This is a genomic window from Labrys methylaminiphilus subsp. lupini (genome assembly GCF_051161885.1).
In the GTDB taxonomy this organism is placed as follows: Bacteria; Pseudomonadota; Alphaproteobacteria; order Rhizobiales; family Labraceae; genus Labrys.
The window spans coordinates 4,488,947-4,508,306 of sequence record NZ_JBMDIH010000001.1 but is presented as its reverse complement, the minus strand read 5'-3'; the positions used below and the strand labels follow the sequence as shown (position 1 = coordinate 4,508,306).

General features: G+C 64.5%; 17 protein-coding genes. 8 read left to right on the top strand and 9 right to left on the bottom strand.

What is annotated here, in order from left to right; genetic code table 11:
* The first annotated feature begins 74 nt into the window (after window positions 1–74).
* Both ACN6KF_RS21230 and ACN6KF_RS21225 read left to right on the top strand, forming a co-directional pair.
* Window positions 75–452, top strand: a complete 378-nt coding sequence (locus ACN6KF_RS21230) for a response regulator (RefSeq protein ID WP_434958756.1) — start codon at window positions 75–77, stop codon at window positions 450–452.
* A 150-nt stretch (window positions 453–602) separates the two neighbouring features.
* Entirely contained in the window at window positions 603–1,091 is a 489-nt protein-coding gene (locus ACN6KF_RS21225) for a response regulator (RefSeq protein WP_434958755.1), read from the top strand.
* Window positions 1,092–1,100: 9 nt separating this feature from the next.
* Here the strand turns inward: ACN6KF_RS21225 and ACN6KF_RS21220 are convergent, their stop codons facing one another.
* Both ACN6KF_RS21220 and ACN6KF_RS21215 read right to left on the bottom strand, forming a co-directional pair.
* Window positions 1,101–2,330 (bottom strand): MFS transporter, encoded by a 1,230-nt coding sequence (locus tag ACN6KF_RS21220; RefSeq protein WP_434958754.1) that lies wholly within the window; start codon window positions 2,328–2,330, stop codon window positions 1,101–1,103.
* A 150-nt stretch (window positions 2,331–2,480) separates the two neighbouring features.
* Window positions 2,481–3,272: a response regulator gene (locus ACN6KF_RS21215; RefSeq protein ID WP_434958753.1), complete on the bottom strand. Its 792-nt coding sequence runs from the start codon at window positions 3,270–3,272 to the stop codon at window positions 2,481–2,483.
* Between the two features lie 388 nt (window positions 3,273–3,660).
* Between ACN6KF_RS21215 and ACN6KF_RS21210 the strand changes: the two genes are divergently transcribed.
* The 3 genes from ACN6KF_RS21210 to ACN6KF_RS21200 are packed head-to-tail and all read left to right on the top strand — an operon-like array spanning window position 3,661 to window position 6,126.
* The gene (locus ACN6KF_RS21210) at window positions 3,661–3,882 is read left to right on the top strand and encodes a NepR family anti-sigma factor (RefSeq protein ID WP_434958752.1); all 222 of its coding nucleotides are present in this window, start codon (window positions 3,661–3,663) and stop codon (window positions 3,880–3,882) included.
* The gene (locus tag ACN6KF_RS21205) at window positions 3,869–4,426 is read left to right on the top strand and encodes a sigma-70 family RNA polymerase sigma factor (RefSeq protein ID WP_434958751.1); all 558 of its coding nucleotides are present in this window, start codon (window positions 3,869–3,871) and stop codon (window positions 4,424–4,426) included. The genes ACN6KF_RS21210 and ACN6KF_RS21205 overlap by 14 nt, the downstream gene beginning before the upstream one ends.
* Before the next feature lie 32 nt (window positions 4,427–4,458).
* Window positions 4,459–6,126 carry a histidine kinase dimerization/phosphoacceptor domain -containing protein gene (locus tag ACN6KF_RS21200; protein ID WP_434958750.1) on the top strand — a complete coding sequence of 556 codons (1,668 nt, stop codon included), beginning with the start codon at window positions 4,459–4,461 and terminating at the stop codon, window positions 6,124–6,126.
* 500 nt (window positions 6,127–6,626) lie between these two features.
* Here the strand turns inward: ACN6KF_RS21200 and ACN6KF_RS21195 are convergent, their stop codons facing one another.
* Window positions 6,627–8,612: a response regulator gene (locus tag ACN6KF_RS21195; RefSeq protein WP_434958749.1), complete on the bottom strand. Its 1,986-nt coding sequence runs from the start codon at window positions 8,610–8,612 to the stop codon at window positions 6,627–6,629.
* A gap of 644 nt (window positions 8,613–9,256) precedes the next feature.
* On the opposite strand from ACN6KF_RS21195, the gene ACN6KF_RS21190 reads away from it, so the two are divergent.
* The 3 genes from ACN6KF_RS21190 (at window position 9,257) to ACN6KF_RS21180 (ending at window position 12,533) form a co-directional block, all read left to right on the top strand.
* Complete coding sequence (locus tag ACN6KF_RS21190) at window positions 9,257–9,535, top strand: DUF2934 domain-containing protein (protein WP_434958748.1); 279 nt, start codon at window positions 9,257–9,259, stop codon at window positions 9,533–9,535.
* 233 nt (window positions 9,536–9,768) lie between these two features.
* On the top strand, window positions 9,769–11,508 hold the full coding sequence (argS, locus tag ACN6KF_RS21185) for an arginine--tRNA ligase (RefSeq protein ID WP_434958747.1): 1,740 nt from the start codon (window positions 9,769–9,771) through the stop codon (window positions 11,506–11,508).
* A gap of 83 nt (window positions 11,509–11,591) precedes the next feature.
* Window positions 11,592–12,533, top strand: coding sequence for a Gfo/Idh/MocA family protein (locus tag ACN6KF_RS21180; protein ID WP_434958746.1), 942 nt, complete (start codon window positions 11,592–11,594; stop codon window positions 12,531–12,533).
* Between the two features lie 15 nt (window positions 12,534–12,548).
* Here the strand turns inward: ACN6KF_RS21180 and ACN6KF_RS21175 are convergent, their stop codons facing one another.
* The 6 genes from ACN6KF_RS21175 to ACN6KF_RS21150 form a co-directional block, all read right to left on the bottom strand.
* Entirely contained in the window at window positions 12,549–13,301 is a 753-nt protein-coding gene (locus ACN6KF_RS21175) for an SDR family NAD(P)-dependent oxidoreductase (protein ID WP_434958745.1), read from the bottom strand.
* A 66-nt stretch (window positions 13,302–13,367) separates the two neighbouring features.
* Window positions 13,368–14,372, bottom strand: coding sequence for a substrate-binding domain-containing protein (locus ACN6KF_RS21170; RefSeq protein WP_434958744.1), 1,005 nt, complete (start codon window positions 14,370–14,372; stop codon window positions 13,368–13,370).
* A gap of 40 nt (window positions 14,373–14,412) precedes the next feature.
* Window positions 14,413–15,411 carry an ABC transporter permease gene (locus tag ACN6KF_RS21165; protein ID WP_434958743.1) on the bottom strand — a complete coding sequence of 333 codons (999 nt, stop codon included), beginning with the start codon at window positions 15,409–15,411 and terminating at the stop codon, window positions 14,413–14,415.
* A gap of 349 nt (window positions 15,412–15,760) precedes the next feature.
* Window positions 15,761–16,747 (bottom strand): ABC transporter permease, encoded by a 987-nt coding sequence (locus tag ACN6KF_RS21160; RefSeq protein ID WP_434958742.1) that lies wholly within the window; start codon window positions 16,745–16,747, stop codon window positions 15,761–15,763.
* Window positions 16,744–18,267: a sugar ABC transporter ATP-binding protein gene (locus tag ACN6KF_RS21155; protein WP_434958741.1), complete on the bottom strand. Its 1,524-nt coding sequence runs from the start codon at window positions 18,265–18,267 to the stop codon at window positions 16,744–16,746. The genes ACN6KF_RS21160 and ACN6KF_RS21155 overlap by 4 nt, the downstream gene beginning before the upstream one ends.
* 20 nt (window positions 18,268–18,287) lie before the next feature.
* A complete protein-coding gene (locus ACN6KF_RS21150; protein ID WP_434958740.1) occupies window positions 18,288–19,307 on the bottom strand; it encodes an aldo/keto reductase in 1,020 nt (339 codons plus the stop codon).
* Between the last annotated feature and the right edge of the window lie 53 nt (window positions 19,308–19,360).

Genomic DNA, 19,360 nt, shown 5'->3' with positions numbered 1-19,360 from the left:
TCAGCAGCTAGTGATTCTCCGTTCCGGAAGCGGTTTTCCGGCAGCAATCCCGATTTGAGTTCGAGATCCGAAGCATGGCCGACCACGACAAGAGAACCATTCTCGTCGTCGAAGACGAGGCAGTCATTCAGTTGCTCGTCGTCGATATCCTGAACGATCTCGGCTTCGCCACGCTCGAGGCCAAGGATGCCGATTCGGCCATTTCCCTTCTGAAGAGCGCTGATAGCATCGATCTGCTGATTACGGATATCGGGCTGCCGGGCATGAATGGCTGGGATCTGGCTCGGCTGGCACGCCAGGCCACGCCGGCCCTGAAGGTGCTCTTCCTCACCGGTTACGAGGCTGCCGAGCGCCAGGATCTCGAAATGGATGAAGGGCAGGACGTCATCGTCAAGCCCTTCGAGACCGGTGAATTCGAGGCCAAGGTCCGGTCGATGCTGCCCGCAGGCTGAGCCGGAACAAAGGCGAGCTTCGGGCGTTCGTTCCCCAGAGCAGCATATTGAAGCGACGACGCGGCCTTGTTCCAACCCGTTGTTTCAACACGCCTTTGCGATGCCAACCCATCGCAGGACGTCCTGACGGAGCCTGAGGGGACAAGAGTCGTGAAACAGCAAGCCTTCGCCGAACCGGCAATGCACAACGCACCGGAACACCGTGCCGGCCCACGCAAGCCGGCGCATGGCAGCCCCGGTGCCGCACCAGGACGTGACGATATCGCTAGCTCCCCTCCGGTAACAGTGGTGCTGGTCGACGATGACAAGGATGTCAGGCTGATCACGGCCGATCTGCTCGAAGATGCCGGCTTCAGGGTTTTGCAGGCGGCGCGCGCCGAGGCGGCGCTCGACATCCTGGCCTCGAACGGGGATGCCCGGGTGCTGATCACCGATGTCCGCATGCCCGGGCCGATGAGTGGCTATGACCTCGCCTTGAAGGCCAGGGAGCGCTGGCCCACGCTGGAAATCATGTTCGTCTCCGGCTTTGGCTTGCCGGAGCGCCGCCGGCTCTATTTCGACTGCCTTCTCGTCAGCAAACCCTTCAATCCCGACGACTTCGTCAACAAGGTGCGCGGTCTGGCGGATCGGGCAGGCTGAACCGCCCGCTCAGGCCATGTCGGGCAGGGCTCGCAGTCTCGGCACGCGGGAAAGCAGGATCACCAGGAGCTGCACCAGGAAGCCGATAGCCGCCGCACCCAGGCAGGCCGCCGCGCCGGCGTGAGAGGCGATGAAGGCGCCCGCCGCCGCTCCGACTGGCCTCGCGCCGAAGGTTGCGGTCATGACCAGCGCCGAGACGCGTCCGAGCATGGCGTTGGGTGTAACCGCCTGCCGGAGGGTGGTGGTGGTGATCGTCCACAGGATCGGTCCGGCACCGAACAGGAAATAGCTGAATCCGGCTATGATCGGGGAGGGGAACCATACGGTCCCTAGCATGAGGAGCGCGGCGCAGAAGCCGCCAAGCGGCCCGAGCACGATCATGGTGCCGAACGAGACGCGCCGCGCCAGCATCGGTGCGGCGCTGGCACCGGCAATCATGCCTGCGCCGTAGATGCCGAGGGTGATGCCGACTTCAAAGGCCGTCATTCCGAGGACTTGCACGGCATAGGCGACATAGATGGCCTGGATGCAGAACCAGCCGATGTTGAAGAAGACGGCGGTGAGGAGGATGGGCCTGAGCAGGTCGTGGCTGGTGACGAAGACGGCGCCCTCCTTCAAATCGTGCAGGAGCCTGCGGCCGGTATGAGCCGCCATGTCTTCCTTCGGCAGGCCGGCAAGTAGGACCACCGCCCAGATCGAGAGGATGGTGGAGAGGACATAGGCGACCGGTGCGCCGATCCAGCCGACGAGGGCGCCGCCCAGGGCCGGGCCGCCGGCATAGGCGGCACTGCGCGCCAATTCCAGCCAGCGATTGGCGTCGGCAAGCTGGGCGCGTGGCACCAGCGTAGGGATCAGAGCCGGCGCAGCCACGCTGTAGCACACGGTGCCGATGGCACCGGCGCAGCCGAGCAAGGCCAGCAAGAGCAGATTCATCTGGCCGAGGTCGAGCAGCAGGATGGTGAGCGCGAGGGAGAGCGCCCGCAGCGCTTCCGATGCCACCATCAGTCCTCGCCGCGAAGCGCGATCGGCGACCAGACCGGCCGGGATGGAGAGCAGGAGAAAAGGCAGGGTCTGTGCGGTCTGCAGCCAGCCCGTCTCGGCGGGGCCGGCGGCAAACAGGATCACGGCCGCCAGGGGAGCGGCGGCGAGGGCGATCTGTTCGGAGAGCTGGGCAAGAAGATTCGACCAGCCGATGCGCCGGAAGGCCGGCGGCAGGCGGTCGGGGTGGAGCGTCCTCATGACAATCCTCGGCAAGAAAGGGCTGCCGGGACAAAAGCCGATGGCGCGAGTGCCAGCCACCCGTTTCCTGTGCCTGCCGTGGAGACGGCGCTTATCGGGCTCTCAGGACGAGATTCGCCTGGACGGCACGCATCAGTGCTGTCGTGGTCTTCAGGCTGGGCGCAGACTGGCCCGCTTGTCGAAGAACAGCGCCTGGCTAATGGTGGCCTTCACGATTTCAGGCCGGAAGGGTTTGGTGATCAGGAAGGCCGGTTCAGGCTGCTGGCCGGTCAGCAGCCTTTCAGGATAGGCGGTGATGAAGATCACCGGCAGTTCCACGCTCGCCAAAATCTCGTTCACGGCCTTCAGGCCGGAACTGCCGTCGGCGAGCTGGATGTCGGCGAGGATCAGGCCTGGCGGATGCTCCCTCACCCGGGCGAGCGCCTGGGCATGGGTGCGTGCGATGCCGACGACACGATGTCCGAGTTCCTCCACGATCGATTGCAGATCGAGCGCAATGATCGGCTCGTCTTCGATGATCAGGATCTCGGTGGCAATCTGGCGGGCGACGTCCTCGGTGGCCTCGGCCACCAGGGCGATGACTTCCTTTTCGTCGATGCGCATGATGGTGGCGGCCTCTTCCGAGGCAAAGCCTTCCATCGTGGTCAGCAGGAACGCCTGGCGCGAGCGCGGTGCCAGGCGCTCAAGGCGCTGTTCCGGCGAGATGCCCTCGACCTGCTTGGCCGGCTCCATGTTCAGGGACAGGGAGGACCACAATCTCAGGAACACCTGATAGAGCGCGATGCGCGGCGGCAGGGCGCGCGGAAAGGACGCTGGGTCGGCAACCAAGGCCTCCAGCGTCTCGACCACATAGGCGTCGCCGCTGGCCTGGCTGCCGCTCAGAGCCCGGGAAAAACGCCTCAGATAAGGCAGTTGCGGCGCGATCTCGGCTGCGATCGACATTGTGTTTGCTCTAACTCTTTGTTTCGACGCGTCTTTGCGATTCTAGGTGATTCCGTCCCATCGCAAAACGCTTTGATCGGTCGCTCATGCGGCCCGGAAGAGCACCACAGACGAATAGTTCCTGACAATGAATTTATTTCTTCGACAGGATGGAACGTATCCGAAGGGGGATGCGTTTCGCCGATTGGCATTGCATGATCTCTTCACCCAAGACAGGCCTTCTCGCCTGCTCAGTCGAATTTCCCGGCGAAGCCCGTGGTTGGGCCTCGCCGGGAAATTCTGCAAATGTTTGGTATCTTGCAGGTTCTCCTCCATCGGACCCATGGCGATCCGTGAGGAACCTGCTTGGGAGCGATGGTGGTGCCGGTGCCGTTTCACGGGAGTAGTGATGTCGAGGAATAAGAAGCCAGACGAGGATCTGCCCGATCAGAGCCCCCCGGGTGACGGCAAGCTCGATCCACAGATCCGCGACTATGTCGCTCGCTCCCTCCAGGCCCATTACGAATCGATCGTCCGGGCCCCCGTGCCTGACAGGTTTTTGACACTCCTGGCCGAGCTCGAAGAGCAGGAGAAGAAGGCCGGGGAGGGCAAGGACGATGAGCGGCGATAGCTTCAAGGACGGGCTCGTCGCACATATTCCCAGTTTGCGTGCCTTTGCCGCGTCCCTGTCGGGCTCGATCACCCTGGCGGACGATCTGGTGCAGGATACGCTGCTGAAGGCCTGGGCCAATGCCGACAAGTTCGAGCCAGGCACCAATATGCGGGCCTGGTTGTTCACGATTCTGCGCAACATCTACTACTCGCTCTACCGCAAGCGTTCGCGCGAGGTGCAGGACAGCGATGGGATCTATGCCGAACGTCTAGCCGTTCACGCCGACCAGGAAGGGCATCTGGCGATCGCCGATTTCACGGCGGCCCTCGCCAAGCTGCCCGAGGAGCAGCGTGAGGCCCTGATCATGGTGGGTGCCTCGGGCATCTCCTATGAGGAGGCGGCGGAGATCTGCGGCGTGGCCCTCGGTACCATCAAGAGCCGAGTCAACCGGGCGAGATCGCGGCTGGCCGAGATGCTCTCGACCAATGATGCGGACGATACGGGCCCGGATGCCAAGATGCTGGCCGCCCTGCGGGTCGGTGGACGCGAGCCTCCCTCGTGACGGCCCGCTTTCGCCATACCTTTAATAAGGTCTTGGCCTTCGATACCGTCCAGGCCAAGCTTCTGACCTTCTTCCTGTTGGTCGCCATACCGGTCGGCGCCATCACCAGCATCATAGCGGTGGTGACCTATCGCGACAACGTCAAGACGATCGAGACGTCCCAGGCGCAGACCGTCGGCAATTTCGTCGTCCGCATGGGCATCTGGTATGTCGGCGTGCTCCGGGGACTGATGATCTCGGCCGCCGAGGTTACGACGGGCGCCTCCTGCGAGGCGGTCGGCAAGGCCAATGTGGGGCAGCTCGACGGCTACCAGGCCCTGCTGATCCAGGGTGACGGCGGCCCGACCTGCCTGTTTTCCGACATATCCGGCCTGGACCAGGCCGCTCTCGCCGCCGAACTGGCGGCGCAGGCCGCCAAGCCGGTGATCCAGCCCCGCGCCGTGCTTTCGTCGGTGACCAGCCGTTACGATTCGATTGTGCTCGCGGGCGAGCGCCGGCTCGTCGTCTATGCCAGGCGCGAAGGCAAGCCGGATGCGCCGGGCTGGCAGGCGCTGCTGGTGATCGCCCCGCAGGCCCTCGATCGTGTCTTCAATCTCGGCGAGGGCGATCGCGATTTCGTCGCTGCCCTGATCACCGCGCATGAGGATATCGTGTTCGCTCGGGGGCGCTCAGCCGGCGACAATGGCTGGCTGCCGGGCAAGGGCACCTTTCCCGTCACCCGTCAGCGCTGGGTCGCCGTCAGCGGAGCCGGCCAGACGCGGGTCTATTATGCCATGCCGGCGGCGGCACCCGATCTCTACATCGTCGCCAGCTTCCGCGACATTCATCTGCGGGCGGCGCGTTCGCAATTCCTTTTCCTGCTGCTGGCGCCCCTCGCCGCCCTGCTCTTGCTGCTGGTGGTCTTTGCCCGGGTGATGAAGCGGCATCTGGTGCAATGGCTCAAGGGCATCGAGGCCGCGTCCCGAGCCCGGCGGCATTCCGGCTGGGGGCGCGTACCGCTCAGCGCCCAGATGCCATCGGACATTCGCAATGTGGTCGTCGCCTTCAACGACATGGTGGAGGAGCAGGAAGCCCGCGAGAATCGCCTGCAGACGACGCTTGCGGCCAATCACGCCCTCACCCGAGAATTGCATCACCGGGTGAAGAACAATCTCCAGGTGATGCAGAGCTATATCGGCCTTTCCAAGAACGCCTATGCCGGCGATGCCCGCATGGCCCTGAGCGAAGCCGAATGCCGGGTTCACGTGCTGTCGGCCGCCTACCGGGGAGCCCTGTCCGAGGGCGAGATGCATCCGGTTGCGATCGAGCCCTTTCTTCGCGACGTCACGCTGGTGATCGGCAGGTTGCTGTGTCACCCCGGACAAGACGTGACTTTACGTGGCCGCACCGAGACGACGCTGCCGGTGGATCGGGCGATCCCCCTCGGCTTACTCGTGGTCGATTATGCCTCCACGATCCTGCATGCCGGCTCGGCACTCGTCCTTACCCTCGATATCGAGGATCTCATTGGGGGGCGGTTCGGTTTCGGGTTTTCCGCCGACAGGCCGGTCGAACCACCACAGTCCTCGCGCATCCTGCTGGGCCTCGTGCAGCAGCTCGACGCGGCCGAGACGAAGGACGTCGCCACGCGCGATCTGGGCGCCTGGGAACTGGCCATCGCAGGCGACGAGGAGAAGCAGATGGGAGACCGGGCGCTCTGAAATTATTTACCGGCGCAGCGCCTTCAATCGACGCTTCCGCAGCGGAATAACTCTTGCCAACGGTCGTATAGTGCCTATGTTTTCCAGGAGGGTACCGGCAGGCGGCCGTCGGTTTGGCGATGTTCTCCCGCCGGTGCTGCTCAGGCTAGGTGCCGCCTTATGTCCGGTCCCGGCTGGATTGTTAGGAAATTGTAACTGAACTTTGCGCCCCCTGGCGCGTTAACAATCAAGCATGATCGGACGTTCGGCCGAGTATCAGGGGTATAGAACATGATGAACACTCTGCTTGCGGTTCTTTCGACCTTACTGGCCACGGGGCTTTGCACCCTCGCGGTAGCGTCGATGCGCCAGCCAGCCCGCGTCAGGGTCGTCGCGCGGCGCAACAGGCGGTTCCCGCCCCGGGACTGAGCCGGTTTCATAGCAAGTAGGACGGAATGGGGGAGGAACGCGGGTTCCTCCCCCATTCCGTTTATTGGGACCGTTCTTGCTGAAAATCCGCCTCATCCGTCGATCGCCGCCCGGATGCGGCGCGAGAGCTGGTCGATCGAATAGGGTTTGTAGAGCGGCCTCGTGTCGAGGCCGGGAATGTCGACCCGGCCATTGTCGTCGGGTGCATAGCCGGTGGTGAACAGCACCTTGATGTCCGGGGAATGGGCGCGGGCGCGGCTGGCGAGCTCGCCGCCATTCATCCCGGGCATAACGATGTCGGTGAACAGCAAGGTGATCTGGCGGCCGGCTGCGACGAAACCGAGCGCCTCGCTCGGGGATGCGGCTTCGAGAATGGTGTAGCCGAGCCCACTCAGGGCTTCCACCGCCATGGAGCGCACCCTTTCCTCATCTTCCACCACCAGCACAATCTCACCGGGATGGCCATGGAAGGTGGCGGGAAGTCCGTCCCATAGGGGGCGCTGGGCCTCGGCAGCCTCCGACCGCGGCAAATAGAGCCGGATGGTGGTGCCCTGTTCCGGCATGGATGCGATGGTAACGTGACCGCCGGTCTGGCGCACGAAGCCGAAGACCTGGCTGAGGCCCATGCCGGTGCCCTTGCCCACGCCCTTGGTGGTGAAGAAGGGGTCGAAGGCGCGAGCGGCCACTTCATCCGACATGCCGATACCCGTATCCATCACAGCCACACTGAGATAGGGGCCGGATGCGATGCCGAATTCCTCGGCCTGGCTGCGGCCCAGCATGACATTGCTGGTCTCGATGCTGAGTTCGCCCCCGTCGGGCATGGCGTCGCGGGCATTCACCGACATGTTGAGCAGGGCGTTCTCCAGCTGACTCCTGTCGGTCTCCACCGCCCAGCCGTCCGGGGCCAGGATGGTGGTGATGTGGATATGCTCGCCGAGCGTGCGCGACAACAGATCGGTCATGTCGGCGATCATGGCGTTGGGCGACACCGCTTCCACCGTCAGCGGCTGCTGACGGGAGAAGGCGAGCAGGCGCCTGGTCAGCGCAGCGGCACGCTCGGCGCCGTCGAGCGCGCCGTCGATATAGCGCCCCACATTGGTCTGGCCGCGTTCCAGCTTGCGCTTGAGCAAGGTAAGGCCGCCGATGACCACGGCCAGCATATTGTTGAAATCATGGGCGATGCCGCCGGTGAGTTGCCCCAGGGCCTCGACCTTCTGCAACTGATGCAGGCTGTTCTCAGCCGTCGCCCGGGCGGCTATCGCGGCCTGGACGCGCTGCTCCAGCGTCTCGTTGAGTTCGCGAAGCTCGGCCTCTGCCTGTCTCTGCCTGGAAATGTCGGTGTTGGTGCCGAACCAGCGCAGGATGCGGCCGGTATCGTCCTTGACGGGGGCGACGCGGGTGAGGAAGGGTCGGAAGACGCCATCCCTGCCGCGGAGCGGGAAGACCATCTCGAATGCGCTGCCTTGTTCGAGCGACTCCCGCCAGCCGCCGATGATATCAGGCAGCTTCGCGCGGTCATGCACCGACCGCCAGCCCCATCCCTGCATCTGCTCGAACGAGGATCCCGTATAGTCATACCAGCGCTGATTGTACCAGTAGATGCCGCCATGCGCGGCGGCCATCCAGCACAGGATCGGGATGTTGTCTGCCAGGGTGCGGAAATTGGCCTCGCTCTCGCGCAGGGCCGTTTCGGCCGAGCGGATGCGCAGCAAGGCGCGGACGGAAGCGACGAGCTCGACCGGCTCCCAGGGTTGGGCGAGGCAGGAATCGGCGCCAGCTTCCAGCGCCCGCATGCGATGATCACCCGAAACGAAGGAGGCCGAGGTTTGCAGCACCAGGGTTTCGGGATAATCCCGCTTGATGATGCGGCAGAGATCATAGCCGCTGATGTCCGGCAGCCTCTCTTCGAGAAGCACCAGGGTCGGCCGTCGCTCGCGGACCAGGACGAGAGCATCGAAGCCCGAGCCTGCCTCGATCACCTCGATTTCGCTCGCTCGGCCGAGAGCCTCGGTCTTGGTGCGCCGATCCGCTTCATGATCGTCGAGGTTGAGGACGAGATGGCGTCGAAACTCCATTGTACACCCACCTCGATGACGGCCCTGCCATAGGCGGGCTCCAGTCCGCATCCTAATACCAAGTTCTAAAAATATTGATCCGGGGAGGACATGCTTTACCGGGTGCGACGCCCACAATGGGTCAATATTTTTCAACCTGGGCATACATGGACGCCCACAACGTTTTGCTTGGGAGAACGCCCCGCATGGTGGAAGGTTCCGGCTCGATGCACAGCCGGTCTTCGAACGGTCCGGCGTCCTTGGCGCCCGTCGCCACGGCCCGATACTGCCGTGCCCAAGGGCGTGAAGCTTGACAGATGGGGTCATTCAAAGCGCTTTGAGATGTCGATTTTGGTTGTAATCCGGCGTCCTCACTCTATCTTAAGCATGGTCGTGCGCCCGCCTTCCGAAGATTACTCCGCCAAGGGGGAAGGAAATTGATCGCAGTGGGGAACCGCGGGGATCATGGCGGGTTGAGGTTAGGTACCACAGCGCGATGATTGTCATGCCTGGCTTGTTCCGGGCACCCGGATGACATGCGTTCAAGGTCGTCCGCGGGGACCGGAAGCGGCCGATCGTGGCAGATCCATGTCGAGCCTCATGAAGGCGTGCATGCTCTAGGCCATGGGCGTTCCTTGCCATAACCCAGACCGGGAGAGACATCGATGAGCAATGAGATAGAACAAAAGATCCGCGACAAGGCCCATGAATTGTGGGTTTTGGACGGACAGCCGGAGGGGCGCGAATTGTTCCATTGGGACTTGGCGCGCCAGCTCGTCCTGCAGGAGAATACGGCGGAGTTCACGCTTGTGCCGACGCCGCCCTGCGTCGAGGATTTGATCGACCCTCTGGCCGCACCGGACAATCTGCGTGAGATCCCGGACCTGACCCATCTCGGGGAAGAAGCGGTGGAAGCCGAAGTGCCGCTCAAGAGGATCGCTTGAGCCCGATCGCCGAAGGTGGGCTTGTCCCTCCGAATGGCCGGGGCGCAGGGTGCGTTCCGGCCCGAATTGCGGTGGCTTGCGTCGCCTTTGCATTTTCCAGACCCAATCCTTGAAAATACGCCCTTTCGAGCGGCTGAAATCGCAAAATCCAGCCCCGATGTGTGCCCGACACTTGCCTCTGCGCCGCAAGGTGCTTACTGCGAACGCTGACCGAATTGATAGGAAGCGTCCGCATGTCTGCCTCTTTGAACCGCCTCGTCGACGAGATGTTGGCGAATGCCTTTTCAGCCTGTGGATTGCCGACCGAAACAGCCCGTGCCGCCCGCTCCACGCTGCCTGAGCTTGCCGACCTGCAGTGCAACGGCGCCATGCCGCTGGCTAAGAGCCTCAAGCGCAATCCACGCGAACTGGCAGAGCAGGTGGCCGAAAAGCTGAGGGACCTGCCGGCCTTCAAGGAAGTGTCGGTAGCCGGCCCCGGCTTCCTCAATCTGCGCCTGTCCGATGCCTTCCTGTCCGAATGCGCCGCCGCCCAGGCCGCCTCGCCCGATCTCGGCATCGTCCAGCTTCCGGCGGACACCGTAGTGCTCGACTATGGCGGCCCCAACGTCGCCAAGGCGCTGCATGTCGGTCATATCAGGGCGCTGGCAATCGGTGAGAGCCTGAGGCGTATCAATGCGGCCCAGGGGCTGGACGCGATTTCCGATATCCATCTTGGCGACTGGGGCCTGCAAATGGGCCAGCTGATTTCGGAGATTCGCCTGCGCTGGCCCGACCTCGGCCCGGGCGAGACGCCGGATCTGACAATGGACGATCTGCAGCGCCTTTATCCGGAGGCTGCCGCTGCCTGCAAGGCTGATCCCGCCCGCATGGAGCTCGCCCGCGCCGCCACGGCCGCTTTGCAGGCCGGCGATCCCGATGCCACCGCGATCTGGCAGAAGCTGCGCGACATCTCGCTGACGGCTCAGCGCGAAGACATCGATCTGCTCGATACACATTTCGACCTTTTCCTGGGTGAAAGCGATGTGCAACCGCTGATTCCGGACATGATCGCCGACATGCGGGCCAAGGGTGTGGCCGTCGAGAATGACGGCGCCCTGATCGTCGACGTCGCCATTCCCGGCGACAACAAGCCGATGCCGCCGCTGCTGCTGCAGAAGAAGGATGGCGCGGCGCTCTATGCCACCACCGATCTCGCCACCATCGTGGCCAGGGTTCAGGATCAGGATCCCAGCCGCATCATCTATGTCGTCGATCAGCGCCAGGAGCTGCATTTCCGGCAGGTCTTCCGCGCAGCCGAACTGGCCGGGATCGCGCCGGGCGTGGAATTGATCCATGCCGGCTTCGGTACGGTGAATGGTGCGGACGGCAAGCCCTACAAGACCCGCGACGGCGGCGTTGCCCAGCTCAAGGATCTGCTCGCCGATGCGATCGAAAAGGCGCGTCAGCGCCTCGACGAGGTGATCGCAAGGCGCTCGGTCGATTCCGCGTTGGACCTCGACACGCTGGCTCGGCAGGTCGGCATCGGCGCGGTTAAATATGCGGATTTGTCGTCGTATCGCCTCTCCGGCTACGTTTTCGACATCGAGCGGATGACCGCCCTGGAGGGCAAGACCGGTCCCTATGTGCAGTATGCCTGCGTACGTACCGGCTCGATCCAGGCGGAGGCCCGGCTCAAGGGCTTCGAAGTCGGTCCGATTGCGGTCGAGGCGCAGGCCGAGCGCAATCTGGTGCTCGAATGCACCCGGTTGCCGGAGGTGGTTGCGTCTGCCACCCGGAACAACGCGCCCAACGAGATCGCCGACCACGTGTTCACGGTCGCCCAGGCTTTCAGCCGCTTTTACGATGCCTGTCCCGTTCTCAAGGACAACACCGAGGCCGAGCGTGCCTCGCGCCTGGCTTTGTGCGGCCTCGCGCGCGCCGTGCTGGAGAAGGAACTGTGGCTGCTCGGCATTGAAGTGCCGGAGAAGATGTAACGTCAGGCGCGGGAGTCTCTTCCCGCGCTTCCCGTTTGCTGCTACGCACGCCTCTAATTGACTGACAAATAGAGGCAGATAGCATGAGCCAGCATTCCATCGCCATCATCGGCGTCGGCAAGATCGCGGTCGACCAACATCTGCCGGTCATCGCCAAGAACCCGGCCTTCCGGTTGGCGGGCCTGGTCAGCCAGCGCGGCATCGAGCAGCCCGGCGTGCCGACCTTCCGCGCGCCGGCCGAACTCTATGCCGCCCTGCCGGATCTCGACGCGGTGGCGATCTGCACCCCGCCTTCCGTGCGCCACCAGGTGGCGCTGGAGGCGCTGAATGCCGGCATGAACGTGCTCCTGGAAAAGCCGCCCGCCCCGACCGTGAGCGAACTGGCCGATCTCGTGCGCCAGGCCGCTGCCCGGCGCTGCGTGCTGTTCGCCACCTGGCACTCGCAATACAATGCCGGCGTCGCGGAAGCGAAGAGACATCTTGCCGACCGGAAGATCGCATCCCTCGCCATCACCTGGAAGGAGGACGTGCGCCGCTGGCATCCAGGGCAGGAATGGATCTGGCAGCCCGGCGGCTTTGGCGTGTTCGATCCCGGCATCAACGCCCTGTCGATCCTCACCGAGATTGCGCCGGAGCCCTTCTTCGTCACGGCCGCGACGCTGACCTATCCCGCCAATCGCGATACGCCGATCGCGGCCAACCTTACCTTCGCCTCCGATGCCGGCCAGCCCGGCGCGGCGTTGACGGCCGAGTTCGACTGGCGCCAGACCGGAGACCAGACCTGGACGATCGAGATCGTCGTGGAGGACGGCACCAGGCTCACTCTCAGCGATGGCGGTTCGAAGCTTGCCGTGAACGGAACGCTGGTCGTGACGGAGCCGATGGCCGAATATGAGGGCATCTACGCCCGCTTCGCCGACCTGCTCGATCGTGGCGAGAGCGCGGTGGATGCCGCTCCCTTCCATCTGGTCGCCGACGCGATGGTGGTGGGCAAGCGCGAGACGACCGACGCCTTCGAGTGGTGATCGCTCGAAGCGGCCTCAATAGGTTGCCCGGCCGCCCGAGAGATCGAACACCGCGCCCGTGGTGAAGGAATTCTCCTTGGTGGCCAGCCAGCAGATCATCGCGGCCGCCTCGGCGAGCTCCAGCATGCGTCCGCGCGGAATCTTGGAGAGGATCATCTTCAGGAATTCGGGATCCTGGCTCATCGCCATCGTCGTCTTGGCCACGGCGGGCGTTACCGCATTGACGGCAATGTCGTATTTGGCGAGTTCCTTGCCCAGCGACTTGGTCAGGGCCAGCACCCCGGCCTTGGTGGCGGAATAGGCCGGTGCGCCGGGATTGCCTTCCTTGCCGGCGACCGAGCTCAGATTGACGATGCGCCCGTAATTGCGGGCGATCATGTGCGGCACCACGGCATGGCAGACGTGGAAGGTGCCGACCAGCCCGACATGCACCACCTCGGCGAAGGCCTCAGGCGGGTATTCCCAGGTGTTGGCGTTGGGACCGACGATCGCAGCATTGTTGATGAGCACGTCGATCTGGCCGAAACGCGCCAGGGTCTGCTTGACGCCGGCCTCCACCGAGGTGAGGTCGCCGATATCGACGTTGAGGGCCTGGACCTTGCCGTCCCGGCCATATTTGGCCTCCAGGGCCTGCAGGAGGGAAGCATCCCGATCCCAGATCGAAACGTGGCCGCCGCTGGCCAGAATGCGTTCGGCGACCGTCAGCCCGATGCCCTGGCCACCTCCGGTGACGATGGCGGCCTGTCCTGCAAAATCGTAGCTGTTCATGGAAACGTCCGGGGAAACTGAGGTGAGGGAAGGCCGGCGCGGGCGAGTTCCCGCGCCGGGTCGGAATCAGAAGTTGAACTGGTCGATGTTGCCGGCGTCGAAGGTCGTCAGCTCGGCCTGGGTGTTGATGATGTGATCGGCCCCGATGGTGATCTGCCCGAGACCGGGAACCTCGAATTTGGTGCCGGGCTCGTTCTTGATGGTGCCATTCTTGACGCCCACGGCGAAATAGGAGGTAAGCAGGCCTTCATTGTAGGGGCTCCAGAGCTGGAAGGCCTTGAGCGTGCCGTCCTTGATGAAGGGCCGCATCTGGTTGGGCGTGCCGAGGCCGGTGAGCGTGATCTGCTTGGCCTTGCCCTGGGTCTGCAGCACCTGCGCCGCCGCGGCGACGCCTACGGTGGTTGGCGAGATCACGCCCTTGAGGTTGGGGTATTTCTGGATCAGCGCTTCCATCTCCGTGGTGGATTTCTGCGGATCGTCGTCGCCATAGGCCACGGTGACCAGCTTCATCTTGGCATATTTGGGATTGCTGGCGAGGCTCTCCTTCATCGCCGCGATCCAGGTGTTCTGGTCGGGTGCGTCGGTGGTGGCGGAGAGGATGGCGATCTCGCCTTCATAATTGATCTGCGAACCGAGGAGCTCGACCTGGCTCGGCCCGGTCTTGGTGAAGTCGACGGGCAGGATGCCGGCATCGCGATGGTCGAGATTGCCGACGAGGTCGCCATTAACAGCCAGCACCAGGATGCCGCGCGAGCGGGCGCGGTCGAGCACCTGGTTGAGGGCATCAGGGCTGTTGGGGGAGATGGCGATCACACCGACGCCGCGCTGGGTCTGCGCGGTGATGAAGGGGATCTGCGAGGTGGCTTCGGCGGTCGCCGGGGCCTGCATGTCGAAATCGCAGCCGACCTTGGCGCAACCGTCCTGGAAGCCCTTCACCAGTGAATCGAAATAGGGATTGCCGGTGTTCTTGGGAATATAGACGATCGAGACCTTGTCAGCCGCCTGCGCATTGACGGCGGCGGTCAAAGCGAGCCCGAGCGACAGCCCGAGTAGAAGCGTTTTCCTCAGCATGGTTCCCTCCTGATGATGATCGCAGGCCGGTTTCTCCCGGCTATCTCTGGTTGCGGGCGTAGATCGTGTTGGTCGCGATGATGGAGATGATGAGAAGGAGGCCCATCCCCGTGAGCTGGTAGGTCACGGGGATGTTGGCGACCGTCATGCCTGTGGCGATGATCACCAGGAGCCAGGAGGCGATGAAGGTGCCGGCGATGGTGCCGCGCCCGCCGAAGATGTAGGTGCCGCCGAGCATGACGATCAGCACCATCTGCAGCTCGCCGCCGGTGGCGAGATCGTAGCGCACCGAGGCCAGCCGCGAGGCCGCCAGCAGGCCGCAGAGTGCGCTGGTGAGGCCCATCGCCAGGAACAGGGCGAACTTGATGCGCCTGACCTTGATGCCGGCATGGCGCGCGGCGATCTCGCTGGTGCCGATCTGGTAGATCTGCCGGCCCAGAATGGTGGCGCCGAGCACGAAGGCCAGCACCAGCGAGGCCGCGGCAAAGATCAGCACCGGCACGGGCACGCCGAAGAGGGTGCGATAGTCGATGCCGACGAACCAGGCCGGGAACTTGCCGATGGATCTGTCGCCGGCCAGCACCTGGGCGAGGCCGCGATACATGATCAGCGTGCCGATGGTGACCATCAGCGAGGGCAGGCGCAACCACAGCACCATGAAGCCGTTGAAGGCGCCCATGCCGAGGCCGGCAGCGAGGCTCGCCGCCATGGCCCAGCCGATCGGCAGGCCGGCCTGGTACGCGGTGCCGAACAGGCAGGCCGTGAGGGCCATGGTGGAGGCGGGAGACAGGTCGATTTCGCCGGCGATGATCACCAGGGTCAGCACCAGGGCGATGATGGAGAATTCGGCGTAGTAGGTGGCGCTTTCCAGGATGAAGGTCAGCGAGGCGAAGAAGGGCGAGAGCAGGCAGGCGATAACGATAGCGCCAGCCAACAGCACCAGGGTCATGGTCTCAGGCCGCACCAGCACCGTACGCCAGAGCGGCAGCGGCTTGGCGGCGTCCTGCGGGGAGACGGCAGTGGCGGGGGTCTGGCTCATGGGAGCCTCCTTTGCCGGCCGAGACACAGAGGCTCTGCTCCCCAGGATCCGATCAGGGTGCCTATCTCGATCGGGCGAGCAGGGTGTGGCGCTACCAGCCTTCTCCACGAAGTGGGGAAGGTGTCACGACGAAGTCGTGACGGATGGGGTGTGGCGGGCAACACTATGTTCTTAGAAGGCTGGCACGACGGTCGTGCAATCTGGAATTCTGCCGCGCACCGCCCGCCACACCCCACCCGACCTCGCTGCGCTCGGCCCCCCTCCCCAGCTACGCTGGAGAGGGCTAATTGCGCCACATTCTGCACCGTTGCCCCGAAAGGCGCGCGGTCGAGGCTGATGTCGATATCGTTCATGCCGCATCCCTCGCCAAGAGGCCCTTGAGGCCGCCCTGCCGGACGCTGCGGTCGATCACCAAAGCGGCGAGGATCACTGCGCCGTAGATCGCCTGCTGCCAGAAGCCGGACACGCCGAGGATCGGCAGGGCCACGCTGACGGCGCCCAGCAGGAGCACGCCGAGCACGGTGCCGGCGACCGAGCCCGAGCCGCCATTGATCGATACCCCGCCGATGACCACGGGCGCGATCACCGTGAATTCGAAGCCGACGCCGGTGATGCCGGGGTTCACATAGCCGAAGCGCGAGGCGTACATCACGCCTGCGAGCCCGGCGAGCGCCCCGGACAGCACGAAGACCAGCACGGTGATCGGCGCGGCGCGGATGCCGCGCAGCGGCGCCGCCACCGGATTGGAGCCGATGGCATAGATCTGGCGCCCGAGCCTGGAATAGCCGAGGAAGAGATAGGTTGCGATCGCCACGGCAAAGGCGATCAGGATGATCCAGGGGATGCCGAAGACCGGCGACGTCTGGCTGAGCTCGATCAGGCCTCGCGGAATATATTGCGGATCGACCTGGCGGGCGTCGGAGATGAAGAAGATCAGGCCGCGATAAAGGCTGAGCGTGCCGAGCGTCACGATGATGGACGGCAGCTTGAAGGTCGTCACCACCAGCCCGTTGACCAGGCCGAGCAGGGCGCCGACGGCGATTGCGGCGATGACGCCGACCAGGACAGGCAGGTCTGGATGGTCACGCCAGAGCATGCCGGCGACGATGGCGGAAAAGCCGAGGATCGAGCCGATGGAGAGGTCGACATGGCGGGCGACCAGCACCATCATCTCGCCCATCGCCGCCACCATGATCAGGGGCACGGCCAGCAGCACGATGCGTAGCGTTTCGGTGGAGAGGAAGCGCGGCTGGATCAACCCGACGATGAGGGCAAAGAGCGCGATCATCACCACGATGCCGGCTTCGCGGCGGCGGAAGAGTTCAGCGATGTTCATGCGGCGGCTAGTCCATCCCGGCTCGACTTGCGGCGCGGCACGGCGGCCTGCATCACGCTCTCCTCGGTGGCCTCGCTGCGGGGGAGATTGGCGGTAAGGCGTCCCTCCGACATCACCAGCACGCGGTCACTGAGCGCCAGGAGTTCCGGCAGTTCGGAAGAAATCAGCAGCACGGCCCGGCCCGAGGCGGCCAACTCGCCGATCATCTCGTAGAACTCTGCCTTGACGCCGATATCGATGCCGCGCGTCGGTTCGTCGAGGATGAGAACGTGCGGATCGGTGAGCAGCCAGCGCGCCAGGATGGCCTTTTGCTGGTTGCCGCCCGAAAGCTCGCCGATGGGCTGGCGCTGGCTGGCGAGGCGTATGCGCAATCGGCGCACCTGTTCCCGGGCGATCGAACGCTCGAGGGCGCGACGGATCACGCCGCCCGGAGCGATCCTGCCCGGCACGGCCGCGGTGATGTTCTGCTCGACCGGCAGGGTGCGAAAGATGCCGGCGACCGCCCGGTCCTCCGGCACGAAGGCGAGGCCATGGGCCACCGCATCCGCCGGCTCGCGGATGGTGACGGTCTTCCCGTCAACCGCGATGCTGCCGCTGGCGGCGGGAACCACGCCGAACAGCGCGCGGGCGACATCGGTGCGGCCGGCACCGACCAGGCCGCCGAGGCCAACGATCTCGCCCTTGCGCACCTCGAAGCTGATATCCTCGAACTTGCCGGGCAGGCTCAGGCCCCGCACTGCCAATGCAACCGCCCCGATCTCGGACTTGTGCTGGGGAATGTAGCCCTTCACCTCCCGGCCGATCATCAGGCGGATGATGTCGGCGTCGGAGAGCTTGGCGGTCTCTTCGGTGGCGATCTTGCTGCCGTCCCGGAAGATGGTGACGCGGTCGCACAGCGCCCGCACTTCCTCGAGCCGGTGGCTGATGAAGATGATGGTGCGGCCTTCCTGCCGGAGCTGGCGGGCGATGCCGAACAGGGTTTCGACCTCCCTGGGCGTCAGCGGGGCTGTGGGCTCGTCCATGATAATCAGGCGGCTGTCGCTGGCGAGAGCGCGGGCGATCTCCACCATCTGCTGGTCGGCGATGGAAAGACCGCGCATCGGCTTGGCGACATCGATGGCGATGCCGAGCCGGGCCATCAGGCCCTCCGCTTCGCGCCGGAGTTCGCTCCAGCGCACCCGCCCGAGTGCCGGGCCTTGATGGCGGCCGAGCACGAGATTTTCGGCGACGGAGAGATCGGGAAAGGAGATCGGCTCCTGATGGATCAGGGTGATGCCGAGCTTCTGGGCGATCAGGGGCGTCGACACCTCGACGGGCGTCCCGTTCAGGGTGAGCGAACCGCGGCTGGGCCGATGGACGCCGGCGATGATCTTGGCGAAGGTCGATTTGCCCGCCCCGTTCTCGCCGAGCAAGGCGTGGATTTCGCCGGCACGGAGGTCGAGGTCGACGTCGCGCAATACTTCCACGCCGGCAAACTGCTTGGAGATGCCGCGGGCCGAGATCAGGATCGGCAGCTCCATTGCAGGTTTGCCCGCATGGTTCATGGCGTGGGCGCGTCCTTGTCGATCAGGCCTTCCGTCTTGAGGTCCGACCAGAAGCCGGGAGGGATCGGGGCGTGATGCGAGGCGACGTTCTCCACCATCTCGCTCGGCTTCACGGCGCCCGGGATTTCCGAGACAACGGCAGGGTGGGCCAGCACGAATTGCAGCGCCGCCGCCGGCAGGGCGACGCCAAGGGCCTTGCAGACCGCCTCGATGCCACGCACCTTGGCCTGCACGGCCTCTGGCGCCTTGCTGTAGTTGTAGTTGGCGCTGCCGCCGGAACCGGTGACCAGGATACCCGAGGCGAAGGGGGAGCCGATGACGACGCTGACCTTGCGCTTCACGCATTCGGCCATGCCGGTATGCAGGCAGCCCTGGTCGATCAGGGTGTAGGGCATCGCCACCAGCACGAAGTCGAGATCGACCAGCGGAGCTACGGTTTCCAGGGCGTCGGCGGTGTTGATGCCCATGCCGATAGCCTTGATCTCGCCGCGCTTCTTCAATTCCTCCAGCGCCTTGATGCCGGAATAGACCAGGTCCTTCTTGCGATAGCCGAAATCGGGGCCCTGATAGGCGGCGTCGAGGTCGTGGATGACCAGGGCGTCGATGGTGTTGAGGCCCAGCCGCATCATCGACTGCTCGTAGGAGCGCATGATGCCATCATAGCTGTAGTCGTAGCGGTGCTGGAAAGGCAGGCCGCCGAGCCACATCTCCGATTTGAAGGTGGTGGGATCGAAGGGGCGTTCTAGGATGCGCCCGACCTTGGTGATCAGTTGGTATTCCTGGCGCGGCCGATGCCTGAGGCCGTAGCCGAGGCGATGTTCGGAGAGACCGAGGCCATACCAGGGCGCGGTATCGAACAGGCGCACGCCCGCATCCCAGGCGGCGTCGATGGTGGCGATGGCATCGGCTTCGGTCACTAGGCTGTAGAGCTCGCCGAGATGTGCCGCGCCATAGCCGAAGGTTGGAACGGTCATCGCCGTCTGGCCGACGCGGCGGCGCTCGAACTCCTTGGGCATGCAGGCTCTCCCGGGCATTTCTGGTTTTGCGGTTTCGGCCGGTTCGGCCGTGT